General features: G+C 63.1%; 20 protein-coding genes. 17 read left to right on the forward strand and 3 right to left on the reverse strand.

Going from position 1 to position 18,635, the window contains the following annotated elements; genetic code table 11:
- Positions 1-72 precede the first annotated feature (72 nt).
- The 3 genes from glmM to rplM all read right to left on the reverse strand — a co-directional run bounded on the left by glmM (position 73) and on the right by rplM (position 2,615).
- Positions 73-1,431, reverse strand: a complete 1,359-nt coding sequence (gene glmM / locus ABRP34_RS07180; RefSeq protein ID WP_353712717.1) for a phosphoglucosamine mutase — start codon at positions 1,429-1,431, stop codon at positions 73-75.
- 197 nt (positions 1,432-1,628) lie between these two features.
- Positions 1,629-2,135 carry a 30S ribosomal protein S9 gene (gene rpsI / locus ABRP34_RS07185; protein WP_003805350.1) on the reverse strand — a complete coding sequence of 169 codons (507 nt, stop codon included), beginning with the start codon at positions 2,133-2,135 and terminating at the stop codon, positions 1,629-1,631.
- A gap of 36 nt (positions 2,136-2,171) precedes the next feature.
- Entirely contained in the window at positions 2,172-2,615 is a 444-nt protein-coding gene (rplM, locus tag ABRP34_RS07190; protein WP_003805351.1) for a 50S ribosomal protein L13, read from the reverse strand.
- Between the two features lie 305 nt (positions 2,616-2,920).
- Here rplM and ABRP34_RS07195 point away from each other — a divergent pair, with 305 nt between their 5' ends.
- The 17 genes from ABRP34_RS07195 to ABRP34_RS07275 all read left to right on the forward strand — a co-directional run bounded on the left by ABRP34_RS07195 (position 2,921) and on the right by ABRP34_RS07275 (position 18,583).
- On the forward strand, positions 2,921-3,586 hold the full coding sequence (locus ABRP34_RS07195) for an A24 family peptidase (protein WP_353712718.1): 666 nt from the start codon (positions 2,921-2,923) through the stop codon (positions 3,584-3,586).
- A gap of 271 nt (positions 3,587-3,857) precedes the next feature.
- On the forward strand, positions 3,858-4,064 hold the full coding sequence (locus tag ABRP34_RS07200) for a Flp family type IVb pilin (protein WP_003805354.1): 207 nt from the start codon (positions 3,858-3,860) through the stop codon (positions 4,062-4,064).
- Positions 4,065-4,164: 100 nt separating this feature from the next.
- Positions 4,165-4,569, forward strand: a complete 405-nt coding sequence (locus tag ABRP34_RS07205) for a TadE/TadG family type IV pilus assembly protein (protein ID WP_050934404.1) — start codon at positions 4,165-4,167, stop codon at positions 4,567-4,569.
- On the forward strand, positions 4,557-5,567 hold the full coding sequence (locus tag ABRP34_RS07210; protein WP_003805356.1) for a Tad domain-containing protein: 1,011 nt from the start codon (positions 4,557-4,559) through the stop codon (positions 5,565-5,567). Before ABRP34_RS07205 ends, ABRP34_RS07210 begins: the two co-directional genes overlap by 13 nt.
- Before the next feature lie 48 nt (positions 5,568-5,615).
- On the forward strand, positions 5,616-6,383 hold the full coding sequence (locus ABRP34_RS07215) for an RcpC/CpaB family pilus assembly protein (RefSeq protein WP_353712719.1): 768 nt from the start codon (positions 5,616-5,618) through the stop codon (positions 6,381-6,383).
- Positions 6,380-7,585: an AAA family ATPase gene (locus tag ABRP34_RS07220; protein WP_353712720.1), complete on the forward strand. Its 1,206-nt coding sequence runs from the start codon at positions 6,380-6,382 to the stop codon at positions 7,583-7,585. The genes ABRP34_RS07215 and ABRP34_RS07220 overlap by 4 nt, the downstream gene beginning before the upstream one ends.
- 164 nt (positions 7,586-7,749) lie before the next feature.
- Positions 7,750-9,072 (forward strand): CpaF family protein, encoded by a 1,323-nt coding sequence (locus ABRP34_RS07225; protein ID WP_353713327.1) that lies wholly within the window; start codon positions 7,750-7,752, stop codon positions 9,070-9,072.
- Positions 9,073-9,074: 2 nt separating this feature from the next.
- Positions 9,075-10,019 (forward strand): type II secretion system F family protein, encoded by a 945-nt coding sequence (locus ABRP34_RS07230; protein WP_353712721.1) that lies wholly within the window; start codon positions 9,075-9,077, stop codon positions 10,017-10,019.
- 16 nt (positions 10,020-10,035) lie between these two features.
- Positions 10,036-10,914 carry a type II secretion system F family protein gene (locus tag ABRP34_RS07235; protein ID WP_353712722.1) on the forward strand — a complete coding sequence of 293 codons (879 nt, stop codon included), beginning with the start codon at positions 10,036-10,038 and terminating at the stop codon, positions 10,912-10,914.
- Positions 10,915-11,235: 321 nt separating this feature from the next.
- Complete coding sequence (locus ABRP34_RS07240; RefSeq protein ID WP_353712723.1) at positions 11,236-11,475, forward strand: Flp family type IVb pilin; 240 nt, start codon at positions 11,236-11,238, stop codon at positions 11,473-11,475.
- 120 nt (positions 11,476-11,595) lie between these two features.
- Entirely contained in the window at positions 11,596-11,970 is a 375-nt protein-coding gene (locus ABRP34_RS07245) for a TadE/TadG family type IV pilus assembly protein (RefSeq protein ID WP_353712724.1), read from the forward strand.
- A gap of 41 nt (positions 11,971-12,011) precedes the next feature.
- A complete protein-coding gene (locus ABRP34_RS07250) occupies positions 12,012-12,977 on the forward strand; it encodes a pilus assembly protein TadG-related protein (protein ID WP_353712725.1) in 966 nt (321 codons plus the stop codon).
- A gap of 50 nt (positions 12,978-13,027) precedes the next feature.
- Complete coding sequence (gene cpaB, locus ABRP34_RS07255) at positions 13,028-13,804, forward strand: Flp pilus assembly protein CpaB (RefSeq protein WP_353712726.1); 777 nt, start codon at positions 13,028-13,030, stop codon at positions 13,802-13,804.
- Positions 13,801-14,994, forward strand: a complete 1,194-nt coding sequence (locus ABRP34_RS07260) for an AAA family ATPase (protein ID WP_353712727.1) — start codon at positions 13,801-13,803, stop codon at positions 14,992-14,994. Before cpaB ends, ABRP34_RS07260 begins: the two co-directional genes overlap by 4 nt.
- Before the next feature lie 471 nt (positions 14,995-15,465).
- Complete coding sequence (locus ABRP34_RS07265) at positions 15,466-16,755, forward strand: CpaF family protein (protein WP_353713328.1); 1,290 nt, start codon at positions 15,466-15,468, stop codon at positions 16,753-16,755.
- Between the two features lie 3 nt (positions 16,756-16,758).
- Positions 16,759-17,691 (forward strand): type II secretion system F family protein, encoded by a 933-nt coding sequence (locus tag ABRP34_RS07270; RefSeq protein ID WP_353712728.1) that lies wholly within the window; start codon positions 16,759-16,761, stop codon positions 17,689-17,691.
- A 7-nt stretch (positions 17,692-17,698) separates the two neighbouring features.
- On the forward strand, positions 17,699-18,583 hold the full coding sequence (locus ABRP34_RS07275; protein ID WP_353712729.1) for a type II secretion system F family protein: 885 nt from the start codon (positions 17,699-17,701) through the stop codon (positions 18,581-18,583).
- The last annotated feature ends 52 nt before the right edge of the window (positions 18,584-18,635 follow it).

The raw sequence follows: 18,635 nt of genomic DNA on the forward strand, positions 1-18,635 counted from the left end.
CCCCCAGGGCCAGCAAAAAAGCAGCCCGCCTCCGTCACGGAGGCGGGCTGCTTTTGCAGTACGGTGCGAAACTCAGTCGACGAGTTGCAGCGCCAGCTGGGTCTTCACGACCTGGGCGAGGCGTTCGGCGATGACCTGGGCGGTCTGCTGGTCGCCGGCCTCCACCATGACGCGCACAACGGGCTCGGTGCCGGAGGGGCGCAGGAGCACGCGGCCGGTCTCACCCAGTTCGGCTTCGGCTGCCTTGACGGCTGCAGCCAGCGTCTCGTCGCCCTTGACCCGGCTCCGGTCCACGTCCTTCACGTTGATGAGGACCTGGGGCAGCTTGGTCATGATCGTGGCGAGCTCCTTGAGCGGGCGGCCCGTCAGGGCCACCTGTGCAGCCAGCTGCAGGCCGGTCAGCACGCCGTCGCCGGTGGTGGCGTAGTCGGCGAGGATCACGTGCCCGGACTGTTCGCCGCCCAGGTTGTAGCCGCCGTCGCGCATTTGCTCCAGCACGTAGCGGTCCCCCACGCCCGTCTCGCGGATGGCGATGCCCGCGTCGCGGAGCGCGATCTTGAGGCCGAGGTTGCTCATCACGGTGGCCACAAGGACGTTGTCCGTGAGCTTGTCGGCCTTCTTCAGGGCAACGGCCAGGATGGCCATGATCTGGTCGCCGTCCACCTCGTTGCCTTCGTGGTCCACGGCCAGGCAGCGGTCGGCGTCGCCGTCGTGGGCAATGCCGAGGTCGGCGCCGTGCTCCACCACGGCCGCCTTGAGCGGGCCGAGGTGCGTGGAGCCCACGCCCTCGTTGATGTTCAGGCCGTCCGGTTCGGCGCCAATGACGACGACGTCAGCGCCGGCGTCCTTGAAGACCTGGGGGGAACAGCCGCTGGCGGCACCGTGCGCGCAGTCGAGGACCACCTTGAGGCCGTTGAGGTTGTGCGGGAGGGTTCCCAGGAGGTGGACGATGTAGCGGTCCTCGGCGTCGGAGAATCGCTGGATGCGGCCCACCTCGCCGCCCACCGGGCGGAAGGGTTCCTTGCCCATCTGGGCCTCGATGGCGTCCTCCACCTCGTCGGGGAGCTTCTGGCCGCCCCGGGCGAAGAATTTGATCCCGTTGTCGGGAGCCGGGTTGTGCGAGGCGGAGATCATGACGCCGAAGTCAGCGTTCAGGTCTGCCACGAGGTAGGCGGCGGCCGGAGTGGGCAGGACGCCGGCGTCGTAGACGTCGATGCCGGAGCTGGAGAGCCCGGCTTCCACGGCTGCGGCGATGAACTCACCGCTTGCGCGGGGATCCCTCGCCACGACGGCACGCGGGCGCGCACCTTCGCTGGTGCGTTCATGGCCAAGCACGACGGCGGCGGCCTGGGCCAGCTGCATTGCGAGCTCGGCAGTCAGCAGGCCATTCGCCAGGCCCCGGACACCGTCTGTTCCAAATAATGTAGACATCGGGGTCAAGTTTAGACGATTCAGGTGCCCGTCCCTGCCTTGAACCCACCCGGAGCGGCGTCCGTGAAGGGTGTTGCGGACGTTTCCCCTGCTCACCGCCACTGCCCGTGCGGTAACCGGGCTTAACGGCAGAAGCCCGCCCCGCCAATCGGCGGAACGGGCTTCTGAACGAGGCGAAATCGCCTCGACAAGCGAATTTAGCGCTTGGAGTACTGCTGAGCCTTGCGTGCCTTCTTGAGACCGGCCTTCTTACGCTCGATGACGCGGGCGTCACGGGTGAGGTAGCCTGCCTTCTTCAGCGTGGCGCGGTTGTTCTCGACGTCGATCTCGTTCAGCGAACGGGCGATGCCGAGGCGCAGTGCACCGGCCTGGCCGGAGGGGCCACCGCCGTGGATGCGGGCAATGACGTCGTACGCGCCTTCGAGATCCAGGATCTTGAAGGGCTCGTTGACGTCCTGCTGGTGCAGCTTGTTCGGGAAGTAGTTATCCAGCTCGCGGCCGTTGATGGTCCACTTGCCGGAGCCCGGCACAACGCGAACGCGTGCAACGGCTTCCTTGCGGCGGCCAACAGCTGCGCCGGCAACGGTCAGTGCCGGGCGCTCCTTCTTCGGGGCAGCTTCAGCAGCGCCGCTTTCCGAGGTGTAGCTGGTCAGGTTTTCCTCAGCCTCAACGGCTTCGGTGGTCAGTTCATCGTTCTGAGCCACGGTTCTCCTTGTAGATAAAAGTGTTGGTGGCCAGGACTACTGGGCGACCTGGGTGATTTCGAAAGTCTTGGGCTGCTGGGCTGCGTGGGGGTGCTCGGCGCCACGGTAGACCTTCAGCTTGCTCAGCTGCTGGGCAGCGAGGGAGTTCTTCGGGAGCATGCCCTTGATGGCCTTCTCAACGGCGCGGACCGGGTTGGACTCAAGCAGTTCCGCGTAGTTGACGGAGGTCAGGCCGCCCGGGTAACCGGAGTGGCGGTATGCGCGCTTCTGCTCCAGCTTGGCGCCGGTGAGGGCAACCTTTTCAGCGTTGATGATGATGACGAAGTCGCCCATGTCCATGTGGGACGCAAAGGTCGGCTTGTGCTTTCCGCGCAGCAGTGTTGCGGTCTGGCTGGCAAGACGACCCAGGACAACGTCGGTGGCGTCAATGACGTGCCACTGGCGGTTGATATCGCCGGGCTTCGGGGTGTACGTACGCACGGTGTTTGCCTCGTTCTTGTTCTGGCGTTCTTGTTTTAGGCGTCACGCGGGGTGCGCCTACTATCTATGCGCGACCGGAACAGAGGTGAGGGCTCTATGGACCAGTTATCCCCTAGTCCCGAAAATGCCCGTTGGGTAGCGACCCTGCAACTGGATCCCCAAGCGGGCACGCATCATCGAGAAAGGACACGCACAACGACTACCAAGAATAGCGCCAACCGCGGGCCCGGGTCAAAATGGGGTATCCGGCGGCGGGGGCTTGGGGTCCTGCGCCAGCGCCGGGGCCCTTCCACCCAGGAGTCCATGTGTCGTCAGCAGGTATCGCCGCCAGTGCCGGCCCGTTCTTTGCCGTGGCCGTTGGACTCCTTGGCGTTCTACTGAGCCCGCTTGCTGAACTCCTCATCGCCCGCACCCTCCCCCGCCTGGGCGGATTGCCGGGCGTACGGACAAGAATTACGACGGCGGCACTCACCGGATTGCTGTGCGGCACCCTTGCGCTGAGGTTCGGGATTGAGTGGTCACTGCCGGCTTTTCTTCTGCTGGCCGTCCTCGGCGTGCAGCTGGCCCGCATTGACCTGGCTCACCATTTGCTGCCGAATCCCCTCGTGCTAACGCTGCTGGCGGCCGGCCTGGCGCTCCTCTTTCTGAGCAGCTCCGTCGCGGCAGAGTGGGCCGAACTGCTTCGCGCGGCGGCAGGAGCCGCCGTCCTGTTCGTTACTTTCCTGATTTTGGCCCTGATTTCGCCAAACGGCATCGGCATGGGCGACGTCAAGCTTGCCGCCCCGGTGGGTCTTTACTTGGGCTACTTGGGCTGGAGCCAACTGTTCTACGGCGGAGCCCTCGGCTTCGTGCTGGGCGGGATTTTATCCGTCGTTTTGATCAGGCTAAAACGCGCCAATTTGAGCTCGGAAGTCGCCTTTGGACCCTCGATGCTGGCCGCTGCGCTGGGCACCGTTTTACTGGCATCGTAAAGGCCAGGATTTCCGCTGAAACGTTGAATTTCCTATAAGGATCTTGATGATTTCTTGACCATCCAAGTAGCCCGGTGCTTGTAGTTTTCCTAACCTGAGTACCTGCTTGGGGGGAATACTTATTTCCGTGGGGGGAAAGTCGGGTAGGCCTACGCATTGTTGCCGAACCGGTTTTCGGTGGATTCTTTAGCTATCGAAGCGCCAGCCCTTTCGCGGTATGGGGGAGGCTGGAATTCGAAGCATTTATTCCACCAACTTTAAGGAAAATACAATGACTACTCTCATGGTCTCCGTTCTCGCTTTCGTTTCCGGAATCAAGGACCGGCTGGAATCCGAAAAAGGCGCCACCGCAACCGAATATTCGCTGCTCGTGGCATTCATCGCGTTCATCATCGTTGCCGGCGTCACAACGTTCGGCAACGGCCTCAGCGCTTGGTTCGCGGAGCTCGGCGGACACGTCGCAGCCTGGGCCAACTAGCTGCCACTTCGCAGTTTCCAATTCCCCCGGCGTGCCGCGTTCGCCCCAGCGGACGCGGCACGCTTCCCATTCCAGCTGTCCCTATTCGCGGAGGGGTCCAGTGAAACGCAGAAGTTCATGCTCCATCAGGGGAAAACACGTCCTGAGTGATCGCGGCGCAGTTGCCGTCGAGTTCGCTCTGGTTGCCCCCATCCTTCTTGCCCTGGTGGCGGGAATTGTCGAGTTCTCTCACGCCTATAACCTCCAGATTTCCGTCACTCAGGCGGCACGGGAAGCGGCCAGGGAGATGGCAATCGAGGATGACCAGGGCGCGGCTGCCCTCGCCGCGGCCGCCGGCGCGCCCGGGCTCAGTACCGGCGACTTCGACTACTCTTTCAGCCCGGCCGCCTGCGCCGATGGCGACAACATGACTGTCACCATCACCTACCCCGCGGCCACCCTGACGGGGATCTTCGGAAGTTCCGTCACCGTGACTGGAGTAGGAGCCATGCGATGCGGCGGCTGACTCGACACCACACCGACGGCGAACGTGGAGCGGCGGGCGTGCTGGTGGCGGTGATGATGCTCGTAATCATCGGTGCCGGCGCCCTTGCCGTGGACGTGGGGCAGATCTATGCCGAGCGGGCGCAACTCCAGAACGGCGCCGATGCGGGCGCGATTGCGGTTGCCCAAGCCTGCCATGCCACGGGCTGTGCTCAGGCGGAGGCCGAAGCGATCGCGGAACCACTCGCAAACGGCAACTCCAACGACGGACAGTCCAACGTATCCGAAGTTGACTTGTCCGTAGCCGACCAGGTCACCGTCAGAACCACCACTCAAAACGGCAGCAACAGCTTCCTCAGCAAGCTGTTCGCTGCCGTATTGAATGCACCGCCGGCCTCTGTGGGCGCCTTCGCGATAGCCTCGGCCGAACCGCCCTCAGGCGGCAAAGGCTTCCCTCTGGCGATTTCCGACAACTGCTTCAATCTCTCGGAAGCAAGTCCGACCGGCGAGGTCCAGAAAATTTCATACAAGCCAGGTGGTACCTGCACCGGGCCTTCAGGCACACAGATTCCTGGCGGATGGGGCTGGCTGGACCAGAGTTCACCATGTGAGGCAACCACCGAAACCGGCACGAATCAGATCGGTTCGGACCCGGGCAACAATCCCCCGAGCGGCTGCGCCGCCATCCTCGGTGGCTGGAAGAGCACCATCCTTGCCGGCGGGGAGGTCAAGGTCGCCTTTCCCATCTTCGATGACGCCACCAACCAGGGACAAAACGGCCAGTTCCACATCATTGGCTATGCGACGTTCAAGATCTGGGGCTGGAAGTTCGGCAATAACCACGAGTACGAGTTCCGCAACACAGCGACTGATCCTGGTATGAACGCCTCACTGGCCTGTTCGGCAGGCAACAACCGCTGCATTATCGGCCAGTTCGTCAAATTCGAGTCAATTGACGCCTTTGAGGGTTCGGGTGAAGGAGCGGATTTGGGAACCGTGAACATCAAGCTCATCGATTAAGGCAATGCAAAAGACAATCGAAATAGACATTTCTTTAAGGGGAATCCAGTGAAAGCTCGTTTAGTGGGAGGTATTGCTGCGCTTTTGGTGGCAATCATCGGGACAGTTCTTTTGGCCAATTACGTGCAGAATGCGGATAAGCGCGCCCTGGCCGACACTGAAACCGAATCCGTCTATGTGGTGGAGAAAACCATATCGGCCGGTACAGGAATCGATAAGGCTGCCGGCGCCGTCGTTCGCAAAGAAGTACCCAAACTGGCCGTAGCTGCAGGCGCCGTGACCGATCTGAACCAGGTTGGCCAGAAAGTCGCCGCCGTGGACCTGATGCCCGGCGAGCAGCTCCTCACCACCCGCATGGTGGACGCCAATTCCATCCTCGGGCCGGCCCGAGTACCGGTTCCCGCGGGCATGCAGGAGATCACGCTGAAGCTTCCCATCGAGCGGGTTGTTGGCGGCACCCTGGCAGCAGGCGACACCGTTGGTGTCTTCCTGTCCGTGGACGACACCGCTGCAAAGTCGGGCCAAACCCAGCTGACCTTTCACAAGGTTCTGGTCACGGCGGCCCAGTTCAGCAACGGCAGCACTGCAAAATCCCAAGACACCGTAACCGAGGAGGACTCTTCGAAGGGTTCACTGAACTCAAAGAAGTCCTCTAACTCGGATGACACCTACCTCATTACTGTGGCCCGCAACTCCTCCGACGCTGAGCGGATCATCTTCGCCACCGAGTTCGGCAGCGTTTACCTCTCGAAGGAACCGGCGACCGCGGTGGAGGGCACATCCGGCGTAGTGAACACCGGAAGGCTGTTCCGATGAGCCGCTTCGTCCTCATCACCCCGGAAGCCGAGTTCGAACGCCGAATGCAGCTGGCCGTGTCCGGCATGCACGGGTCGCTGCGGGTGTTCCAGGCGGACTACCTTCCCGAGAGTCCGCAGGATTTCCTCCGGCAGCTCGTCGGTGAGCCGCCTGAGGTGCTGATCCTCGGACCGGGCCTGCCGGTCGATGGCTCGCTAAAGCTGGCATCGGTCATGGACCTCCAGTATCCGGAGATCAGCGTGGTTTTAGTGGTGCCGGAAACGAAGGAAGTCGTACTCCAGGCCATGCGTTCAGGAGTACGGGACCTGCTCGATCCGGCCGCCGACCCGGACGCTATCCGCGTCCTGCTGGAGCGGGCCAGCCTCGCGGCGGCGGGCCGCCGTCGCGGCTTGGCCCCGGGCGCCTCGGAGCACGCCGACCACGGCGAGGGCGGACGGGTCATCGCGGTCATGTCCCCCAAAGGCGGGGTTGGCAAGACCACGGTGGCAACCAATCTCGCCGTCGGCCTTGGCAAAGCCGCCCCGATGAGTGTGGTGATCGTTGATCTGGACCTGCAGTTCGGAGATGTTGCCAGCGGCCTGATGTTGGATCCGGAGCACACCATCACCGATGCCGTCGTGGGCGCCGCCAGCCAGGACTCCATGGTCCTCAAGGCGTACCTCACCGTCCACCCCGCCGGGATCTATGCTCTTTGTGCGCCTAAGAATCCTGTCGAGATGGACCGAATTTCCGGTGAACAGGTCAGCCAGCTCCTGAACCAGCTGCGCGAGGAGTTCCACTACATCGTGGTGGACACGGCACCGGGCCTGGGCGAGCACGTCCTCGCGACGCTGGAGCAGGCCACCGATGCCGTCTGGATCTGCGGCATGGACATTCCCAGTATCCGGGGCCTCAGGACGGGCTTCCAGATCCTCGCCGAACTCGGCCTCCTCCCGGAAAAGCGGCACGTGGTGCTGAATATGACGGACCGCCGGGCGGGCCTCACGCTGCAGGACATCGAAGCCACCATCGGCTCCCCGGTGGATGTTGCGCTCCCCCGCTCCAGGACGCTGCCCTTCTCCACTAACAAGGGAGTGCCCATCCTCCAAGACGGCAGCCGGGACTCGGCCGCCAAAGGGCTCCGCCAGCTGGTGGAGCGCTTCAAACCGAATTGGGACGAAAGACCCCACAAAAAGCTGCACAGAAGGGCGGTAGTCCAGTGAACCTCACAGACCGGTTCCAGAACCTCCGGGGCGAGCCCAAGCCCGGCCCCGGGAAGCCACAGCCCGCAGACGTCTTCAAGCCCAAGCCAACGGCCGCCACCCTCGGCAAGAAGCACGAGGAACAGGCCGCGGGCTCGGCGGCGAGCGCCACGGCAGCACTGGAAATGCCAGCCGCCGCCTCCGTTGCCAGCGAAGCCCTGAATGCCCTCAAGGAGCGGGCAACGCAGACGCTCTTTGAACGGCTGGGTTCACGGCTCACCGACTCTACGCTCGAGGACGAGGAACTTCACCAGTTTGTCCGGGACGAACTGAAAATCGTCGTGGACGAGGAGCAGGTTCCGCTGTCCGGCCCGGAGCGGCAGCGGCTCATTCGGGACATCATCGATGACGTCCTGGGCCATGGACCCATCCAGCGCTTCCTAGACGACCCGTCCATCACGGAAGTGATGGTGAACCGCTATGACCAGGTCTATGTGGAGCGGCAAGGCCGCATCTTGCCTACGGACACGAAGTTCACCTCGGATGAAGCGCTTCGCCGGGTGATCGACCGCATCGTTTCGAAGGTGGGCCGCCGCATAGACGAGTCTTCGCCTCTGGTGGACGCACGGCTCGCGGACGGCTCACGTGTTAACGCCATCATCCCTCCGCTGGCCGTCAACGGGCCGGCCCTGACCATCCGGAAATTCGGCCGTGAAGCGCTGACCGTCCACGATCTCATTTCCCTCGGCAGCCTCTCCCCCGAGATGGCAGAACTCCTGCACGCGTGCGTGCTGGCGCGGCTGAACATCATCGTTTCCGGCGGCACCGGCACGGGCAAGACCACCCTCCTGAATGTGCTGTCGGGGTTCATCCCCCCGGAGGACAGGATCGTGACCATTGAAGACGCCGTCGAGCTCCAGCTCCAGCAGGAGCACGTTATCCGGCTCGAAAGCCGCCCGCAGAACATCGAGGGCAAAGGCGAGGTTTCCATCCGGGACTTGGTCCGTAACTCGCTCCGCATGCGGCCGGACAGGATAGTGGTTGGTGAGGTCCGCGGCGGCGAGTGCCTCGACATGCTGCAGGCCATGAACACCGGCCATGACGGTTCCATCTCCACTGTGCACGCCAACTCACCGAGGGACGCAATTGCCCGCCTGGAGACCCTGGTCCTCATGGCAGGAATGGACCTTCCGCTGCGGGCCGTGCGTGAACAACTGGCCTCCGCCGTCAACCTGGTGGTGCACATCACCCGGTTGCGCGACGGTTCACGCCGCGTCACGCACATCACCGAGGTGCAGGGCATGGAGGGCGACATCGTCACGTTGCAAGACGCCTTCGTGTTCGACTATTCGGCAGGCATGGACGCCAACGGACGCTTCCTCGGGAAGCCCGTCCCGACGGGCGTCCGGCCACGGTTTACCGACCGGTTCGCCGAGCTTGGCATCGAGGTCTCGCCGGCTGTCTTCGGGGCATCCCTCATCGGCGTTACGCCGCCAAGGGGGCGGTGACAGTGCCACGCGACTCCGCGATTTTCGTGGTGGCGCTGGTCCTGCTGTACCTCGCCATCTTCCTGATCTTCGGCGTGGCCCTCAGGCCGAACTCGAGCCTTCCAATGTCCCGTCGCCGGCCTGATGTCCCAACGCAGACCTCGCACCTGACCAGACTGACCGACCAGGCCGTGGGTGCGCTCAACAAGGGTCTCAAGAGTCGCGGAACGGGCTTGCTTACCCAGGACCGTTTGGATGAATGCGGGCTCAAGAAGGAACCGGGCGATTACCTGATCATGGCGGGGGTGACCACCCTGACGGTCGCCGTCGTCGGCTTCTTCCTCGGTGGCGTCTTCGCCTCTGTGCTCCTGACTCTGCTAACCCCCTTGGGACTGCACCTGTTGCTGAACGCTCTGGCTGGACGCCGCCGTCGGCAGTTTGACCAGCAGGTTCCGGACACTCTGCAAATGTTCTCCGGCGGCCTGCGGGCCGGCCACAGCCTGCTCCGCGCCGTGGACGCGGCTGGGCAGGAAAGTCAGCCGCCCATGTCCGAGGAATTGGGCCGGATAGTCAACGAGACCAGGATCGGCCGGGATCTCGGCGAGTCACTTGCGGACGTGGCCAGGCGCACCCGGAGCGAGGACTTCCTGTCCATCTCGCAGGCCATCGAAATCCACCGCGAGGTGGGCGGTGACCTCGCGGAGGTGCTGGACCATCTTGGCGCCACCGTCCGCGACCGCAACCAGGTCCGCGGCCAGATCCGGGCCCTGAGCGCTGAAGGCCGGATATCGGCGATCGTGCTCATGGCTCTTCCGGTCGTGATGTTCGTTGGCCTCACAACGTTCAACGACCTCTACTCCCGGGTCTTCACCGCCACGCTGCCTGGCTATCTCATGATTGCCGCGGCAGTCGTGCTGCTCACCGCAGGCGGCTTCTGGCTCAGCCGGATCATCAAACCCAAGTTCTAGAAAGAAGGTGGTCATCATGCAGCCTGTGGCTTATGCGGCGATCCTGGCAGTGGTCGCACCCGTGACAGTCATGACATGGTTCGTCTTCACCGGCGACCGGGCGGGGCTCCGCAACATCCAGGCAAACCTCGGCCGGGTCTCCAAGGCCAAGGGCCCGGCGCTCAGCATCAACGAGAAGCTGACCCTGGCCAGCCAGCGCATCATGCCGAAGGGCTACGTCGCGTGGCTGGATAGGCAACTCGCGGGTGCCGGCCGGCCCAAGGACTGGCCGTTGGCCCGGCTCATCATGGTCAAGCCGCTGCTCGCCCTTGCGGGCGCCGTGGGCGGCTACCTGTTCTTTGCCGGCGGCCCGTCGGCCCAACGGTTCCTCGTCATGGTCGGGCTGACGGCGCTCTGCTACTTCACTCCTGACCTGCTGGTACGCAATCGTGCACAGAAGCGGCGGGAAGCCATCCGGCTGGAGCTGCCGGTCGCCCTGGACCACATGCTCATCTCTGTCCAGGCCGGCCTCGGGTTCGAAGCGGCGATGGGACGCGCCGGCACCAGCGGCAAAGGCCCAATGGCAGAGGAGCTGATCCGCACCCTCCAGGACATCCAAGTGGGCCGGTCACGGAAAGACGCCTACCTCGCCATGGCAGAGCGGGTTGATGTGCCGGACGTCCGCAGCTTCATCCGGGCCGTGGTCCAGGCGGATGCGTACGGCGTTGCCATTGCCGGCGTTCTGAAAACGCAGGCGGAGGATATGCGCATCAAGCGGAAGCAGCGCGCCGAGGAGCACGCCATGAAGATGCCGGTGAAGATGCTGTTCCCGCTGATCTTCTTCATCCTGCCCACGCTGTTCATCGTGGTCCTCGGGCCGACGGTGATGAGCATTGTTTCGCTATTCACGGGTTAGGAGGGGTTTACTGGCCAGCTTTATTGAATCCGTCCATTGAATGGACGACGGCGGCTCCCGACGATAAGTGCCGGAACCGCCTATTGAGACTGGACCCTTCGGGCTTCCCCCCTGCCCGAGGGGTCCTTCTCATGTGCGCTTTCTGCTGTGCAGCCCGCACCAAAATGCAAGGTTGGCTCAATGCTCGCGCAGGAAACGCGCAGGTTGGTCAGGGTTGACTCAGGATGTTGCAAAGACCGGCCTTGAGGCGGAAATCCGTTGCTAACTTTTTTTCAGAGCTGGTGATGGACCAGCTTTCCAACACTCGCTCAGGAGTAAAAAATGCTTGCTTTCTTCTCTAACGCTGCTGCCCGTGTCCGTCGCGACGAAAAGGGCGCCACCGCCGTCGAATACGGCATCATGGTCGCGCTCATCGCAGTTGTCATCATCGTTGCCGTGACTCTGCTCGGCGGCTCGCTGAACACCATGTTCCAGCAAGTAAAGTGCCAGGTTGGCGGCGGCACTTGGACGGCAATCGAGCAGACTAACACCACGTCAGCTGGCGGAACCTGCGCCCCGTAACTCCCGACTCCGCACTCCGATGTGCATGGGCACATCAACCAGCAAAGTGGCGGCGGCACCCCAGCCGCCGCCACTTGGACTGTAACCCTCTTCTATCTGTCTTTTGCGAAAGGTGCCACAATGCCCAGGGCATCCGAGCGGGGAGCCGTTGCGGTCGAGTTTGCGATTCTGGCGCCTGTCCTCGTCATGCTGCTCCTAGGCATCATGGAGTTCGGGCGGGCTTATAACGTGCAAACCACCTTGACCAACGCCGCCCGCGAAGGCGTTCGTTCTATGGCAATCAATAACAGTCAGGCCACCGCGAGGGCGGCTGCCAAGACCGCCGTCGGGCAGCTAAACCCTGCCCTTGCTGATGGAAACATCACGTTTAGCTCAGCTACCTGCACTATCGGCTCTCAGATGACAGTAACTATCAGCTACAACCTCAGCACGATGACCGGGATCGCCGGCCCGTTTGCTATGTCAGGGAAAGGAACCATGCTGTGCGGCGGCTAGCATGCCCGACCGACCGGGAGCGCGGGGGAATTGCAGTTATCGTGGCCGTGCTCATGGTGGTGATGCTCGGCTTTGCCGCGCTTGCCATCGACGTTGCCAAACTTTACACAGAACGGGCACAGCTGCAGAACGGTTCGGATGCCGCCGCTCTCATGATGGCGCAAAAATGTGCCAAGAATGATGCTGACACCGAATGTTCCGCTACCTCTCCACTGGCCACTGAACTCGCGAATAAGAACGCCATCGACGGGTTGAGCAAAGTAAAGTCCATTGCTCTAGATAAGACAAACCGCACGGTGACGGTAACTGCTGGGGCCAAGGAATCCGGTGCGTCTGCGAATTCCGTGTCACTGTTTTTCGCCGGTGTCCTGGGTATTCCGAGCGCCGAGGTAAAAGCGAGTTCCAGTGTTAGGTGGGGCAGCCCTATCGAAGGACCTACCATTTTCCCGTTGGCATTCTCGATCTGCCAGGTCTCCGGCATGGTAGGCGGGACGGCCCAGCTGCTCCAGAACCACTCCGCCGACGCCAACGCAGACTGCCCGCTGGGTCCGGCCGGCAAGACTGTACCGGGTGGCTTTGCCTGGACACTCCAAGCCACCGGACAGTGCGGCGGCCTAGTGAATCTGGCCATCAACCAAAGTGGAAGCGATACAGGTAACGATGGCCCGTCAAACTGTGACGCCATCCTGAACATGTGGGCCAGCGACCTTGCAGCCGGCCGGCCTGTCATAGTCCTGCTCCCGGTCTACGACGACGCGACGGGAACGGGGTCCGGAGGCGCCTATCACCTGACGAGCTTTGTCGCCTTCAGCGTTCAGGGCTGGGCTTTCAGTGGTGCAGACAAACTGCCCATGGTCTATAACAACGCGGCAACCCCGGGCCTTAAATGCCAAGGCAACTGCCGCGGCATTATCGGCAAGTTCGTCAAGTACGTTTCCCTGGCCGACGGCTACAAGTTGGGCCCGGTCAGCCCCAACGGTGCCACTGTCGTCGAACTGACCAGCTAATCCTCTGCAGTGCTGCAGTCCATTGAATTAATGATCCTCAGGAGCAGTTCGTGAAGTCTCGGTTGTTGGCAGGCGCGGCAGCGGTAGTTCTCGCCCTCGTGGGCGCCATGCTGGTTATCTCCTACGCCCAGGGGGCAGACCAGCGTGCCGTCAAAGACCTCGAGCCTGTTGACGTGCTCGTCGTCAAGTCTGCGATTCCTGCCGGCACTCCTGTTGAGTCCATGGCTGCTTCCCTGGTCACTGAACAGGTGCCTGCATCTGCAGTGACGGGGTCGTCGCTGAAGTCGCTGGATGCTTCCAAAGGCAAAGTCGCGGCCGTGGACCTGGTTCCCGGCGAGCAGCTGGTTACCGAGCGTCTGGTGGCTCCCGAAGACGTCAAAGTCTCAGGATCCGTACAAATTCCGGCTGGCCTGCAGGAAGTTTCCTTCCAGCTCGAACCGGATCGCGTCGTCGGTGGACGGCTGGCTCCCGGCGACCACGTGGGCGTCTTCGTCAACCTCGATAAAGGTGGACAGGATGACAAGCCCGATGCCGAGACAACGAAGCTGACCGTCCGCAAGGCACTGGTCACGGCTGTGCAGCGCGCACCCGAGCCGGCAGCCACGGCGCAGGCGGCGCCGACGGCGAGCGCGGATCCCAACGCTGCCGATACGCAGGACACCACCCTTCCGACCGGCTCCCTCATGCTGACTGTCGCTGTCAGCGACGTGGACGCGGCAAAGATTGTCTTCGCTGCCGAATACGCCAAGATGTGGCTCAGCAAGGAGCCCACCAACGCCAAGGACAGCGGTCCCCGGATCATCCAGCGGAGTGAGGTGTACAAGTGAGCCGTTTCGTCCTCATCACTCCGAACGCGGACTTTGACGGGCGGCTGCGGCAGGCCGTGGCCGGCGGGCTCCAGGGCGGGGTTCAGACCTTCCTTACCAACATTCTTCCCGCTGGCCCCTACGATCTGTTCGCCCAGCTGAACCAAGAACAGCCGGAGGTCCTTATTCTGGGTCCGGACCTGCCCATCGAAGAGGCACTTCGCCTAGCTACGGTGCTCGATGTACAGGTTCCCGGCTTGATGGTGCTCCTGGTCAGCGAACCGGACCCCACACTGATCCTGCAGGCCATGCGGGCAGGCGTCCGGGACGTCCTCAGCCCCTCTGCCGATCCCAATCAGCTGCGGGTGCTGCTGGAGCGCGCATGCCAGTCCTTTGCCAGCCGCCACCGGCCCGACCAGCAAGGCCACGTGGAAAACCACAAGGGCGCGGTTGTCGGGGTCTTCTCCCCCAAGGGCGGCGTGGGCAAGACGACCATTGCCACCAACCTGGCCGTTGGTTTGGGAAAGCTGGCCCCCATGAGTGTGGTGCTTGTGGACCTCGATCTGCAGTTCGGCGATGTGGCATCCGGCCTGTACCTGAATCCGGAGCACACGGTCACTGACGCCGTCTCTCCTGCTGCCAGCCAGGACACTTTGGTGCTGAAAGCGTTCCTCACCGTTCACCCTGCCAGCATCTATGCATTGTGTGCGCCGGTCAGCCCCGTCGAGGCCGACTACATCACGCCGGAGCAGGTCACGCGTCTGCTCGAACAGTTGGCCGAGGAGTTCCAGTACGTCGTGGTGGACACGGCGCCCGGCCTGCCCGAAATCGGGCTGGCCGCGATGGAGGCCTGCACGGACGTCGTCTGGGTCAGCGCCATGGACATCCCCAGCGTCCGCGGACTCCGTTCGGGCATGGACATCCTGCGCCAGCTGGAGATCCTCCCGGAAGGCAGGCACGTGGTCCTGAACATGGCTGACTCAAAATGCGGCCTCACCGTGCAGGACATCGAGTCCACCATCGGAGCTCCCGTGGATGTCAGCGTCCCCCGTTCCCGGGCAGTGGCCCTGTCCACCAACCGCGGCGTGCCGGTATTGCTCGATGCTAAGAAGGATCCGGCCGCCAAAGGCCTCAGCCAGCTCGTGGACCGTTTGGGCCCAGCCGCCCGCATGAAAGAGCAGCGGAACAGCCACCGTCGGGTGGTGGTCTAGATGAAACTCTCCGAACGCATCCAGGCCGCACAGCTCAGGTCTGAAGTTCCCGGTGCCCCGTTGCATGTTCCGCCTGTGCCGATGCATGCCCCGGCTGTGCAGGTCGCTTCCGAAACCGTGCTCATGCGGGCTGCCCCAGCCCCGGTTCAGACCGCAGTTGCGCCGTCGATAAGCAGCACTGCTTCCCGGCCTATCTCTGGTGTGGCCGCCTACCAGACACGTGCGGCACGGCGTGCAGCTGAGGCCGCTGCCCAAGCGGCGGCTGCTCAGGATCAAACAACGTCGCCCGCCGAAACCACGCGCACTGCGGCAGCTGCGCCCACTCCGGGTGCCGTGGACGAGCCCGCAAAGCCGGTTGCCAGTGCTCCAAGCACGCCAGCTCAGGTCCGCCGACTGGCTGCGCAAGCCGCAGCAGTCCAGGGTGCCGGAACAGCGCAGACGGAGCCGTTCAAAACCAAGGCCCAGCAGCCGGTGGACGTTTTTGCTGCCCTGAAGCAACGTGCCGCAACGGCGCTGTTTGAACGCATGGGCGGGCGGTTCAACGATTCAACCCTGACGGAACAGGAGCTCCGCAGGACCGCCCGCGAAGAGCTCATCCGCATCATCGACGCCGAACAGGTGCCATTGACCGCGGACGAGCGGACGCGCCTTGTTGCGGACGTTGCCGACGACGTGCTCGGTTACGGTCCGCTCCAGCGGCTCCTTGATGACCCCGCCGTCACTGAAATCATGGTGAACCGGATGGACCAGATCTATGTGGAGCGCAAGGGAACACTGACGCTGACGGATTCGCGGTTCAGCTCGGAAGAACACCTCCGTAAGGTGATCGAGCGCATCGTGTCGAAGGTGGGCCGGCGCATTGATGAGTCTTCACCGCTGGTCGACGCGCGCCTGGAGGACGGCTCCCGTGTCAACGCCGTCATCCCGCCGCTCGCCGTCGGCGGTTCCTCGCTGACCATCCGTAAATTCAGCAAGGTACCCCTTACGGTCCAGAACCTCATCGATTTCGGGACGCTCACCCCGGAAATGGCTGAGCTGCTCAACGCCTGCGTCAAGGCCAAGCTCAACATCATCGTTTCCGGCGGTACGGGTACCGGCAAGACAACCCTGCTCAACGTCCTGTCCTCCTTCCTTCCGTCTGACGAGCGCATCGTGACCATCGAGGACGCTGTGGAGCTCCAGATCCAGCAGGAACACGTGGTCCGGCTGGAGAGCCGTCCGCCGAACACGGAGGGCAAAGGTGAAGTCACCATCCGCGAACTGCTCCGCAACTCCCTGCGTATGCGTCCGGACCGGATTGTGGTGGGTGAGGTCCGCGGCGGGGAATCCCTGGACATGCTCCAAGCGATGAACACCGGCCACGACGGCTCCCTGTCCACCGTGCACTCCAACTCACCGCGCGATGCCATCGCCCGTCTGGAGACTCTGGTCCTCATGGCGGGAATGGACCTGCCGCTGCGCGCCATCCGCGAGCAGATCGCCTCTGCCGTGAACCTCATCGTCCAGATCTCGCGGCTCCGGGATGGCACCCGGCGCATCACTCATGTGACGGAGGTACAGGGCATGGAGGGCGACATCGTCACCCTCCAGGACGCCTTCGTCTTCGACTACTCGGCCGGAGTCGACCAGCACGGAAAGTTCCTGGGCAAGCCTGTTCCCACCGGCATCCGCCCTCGGTTCATCGACCGCTTTGAAGACCTCGGCATTCACGTCTCGGCCGGTGTCTTTGGAGCGCCCCCAATTCCCTCAGAAAGGTACTGACCGATGATCGTGGCACTGGGCGTTGTCCTTGTAGTTGCCTCGGTGGTGCTGGGCGGCGTTGCGGTGCTGATTCCGCGCACGCCCACGGTGCCGCTGGACCGGCGTCGTCCTTTCCGCACGGAAGCGGACTCTCAACTCACCCGCTTCGCCGGCAATGTGGTCCAGTCCATCGACCGCGTTCTCGCCAAGCGGAACCTCCGCTACTTCAACCGCGAAACTCTGGAGAACGCCGGCCTCCGGCTCAGCCAGGCCGAGTTTATCCTGCTGATCCTCGTGGGCGCTTTCGTCGGAGCCCTCGTTGGGCTCGTCGTCGCCGGGCCGCTGCTGGCGATCCTGCTGGTCATTGCGGCCCCCTTCGTAGGGCATCTGGTGCTGGGCTTCCTGGCAGGCAAGAGGCGAGGCAAGTTCGATGAGCAGTTGGGCGATACCCTGCAGTTGCTGTCTGGCAGCCTCCGGGCGGGCCACAGCATCCTGCGCGCCATCGACGCAGCCGCCAACGAATCCCAAGCACCGACGTCGGAAGAAATGCGCCGTATCGTCTCCGAGACCAGCCTGGGGCGCGACCTGCTGGTGTCGCTCAACGACACTGCCGACCGCATGAAGAGCGAGGACTTCGTCTGGATATCCCAGGCCATCCAGATCAACCGCGAGGTAGGCGGGAACCTGGCAGAAGTGCTCGACCAGGTGAACGAGACCATCCGCGAGCGCAGCGAGATCAAGGGCCATATCAAAGCACTAGCGGCCGAGGGCAAGTTCTCCGCCTATATCCTGATGGCCTTGCCCGTAGGCATTGTTGTGATGCTCTCGCTGGTCAATCCCGGGTATATGAACAAGATGTTCACCAATCCGTTGGGCTGGATCATGATTGTGGCCTCCATCATCCTCATGACCGTCGGCGGTCTGTGGATGCGCAAGATCATCAACCTGAAATTCTAAGGCCGCCATGAGTCCCCTCATCATCCTTGCGTTGCTCCTCATCTGCCTTCCGCTCGCCTACCTGGCGTGGTCCTTGCTCTCCGTTGACCGGAGAGGAGAGGCGAACGCCCGCGCACTCCTGTCCCGGGGCATCCACCGGGCGGAAGCGGAGAAGAAGCCCAACAGTGGTCTGGTCGAAAAGATCGGCTACCGTCTCACCCCTGCCGGCTACGTACACAAGCTCGACAGGCTGCTCGCTTTGGCCGGCCGCCCGGCGTCCATGCCGCTTGGCAGGCTGCTGGCGGCGAAACCGGCGCTAGGGCTGACCGGCGGCCTCCTTGGGCTGTACATCAGCTCGATCGGGACGACGCCGATCATGAAGCTCGTGGGCATCTTTGTTCTGTTCCTGGGGTACTTCATCCCGGACCTGATGCTCTACAGCAAGGGCCAGGAACGCCAGAAGGCCATGCAGCTCGAGCTCGCCAATACCCTCGACCAGATGCTGATTTCTGTCGAGGCGGGACTCGGCTTCGAAGGTGCCATGTCCCGCGCCGGCGAGAACGGGAAGGGACCCCTCGCTGAGGAGCTGGTCCGCACCCTGCAGGACATGCAGGTGGGCCGGAGCCGCCGCGAGTCCTACCTCGCGCTGGCCGAACGGACCAACATCCCGGAACTGCGGAGCTTTGTGCAGGCTGTAGTCCAGGCGGACACGTACGGCATTGCCATCAGCCGGGTACTGCGGGTCCAGGCCAAGGTGATGCGGGTGAAGCGCCGCCAGCGTGCCGAGGAAAAGGCCATGAAGCTGCCCGTGATGATCCTGTTTCCGCTCCTGTTCTTCATCTTTCCGGTCCTCTTCATTGCCATCCTGGGCCCTGCCGTCATCAACACCATCGAGACCTTCGCCAACCAGTAAGGTGGAGAATTCCGCAGGGTTCTCCCCACCACAAGGTACCCGCAGGGTTTCC

The sequence above is a fragment of the Arthrobacter sp. K5 genome, from assembly GCF_040448525.1.
Lineage (GTDB): Bacteria > Actinomycetota > Actinomycetes > Actinomycetales > Micrococcaceae > Arthrobacter > Arthrobacter globiformis.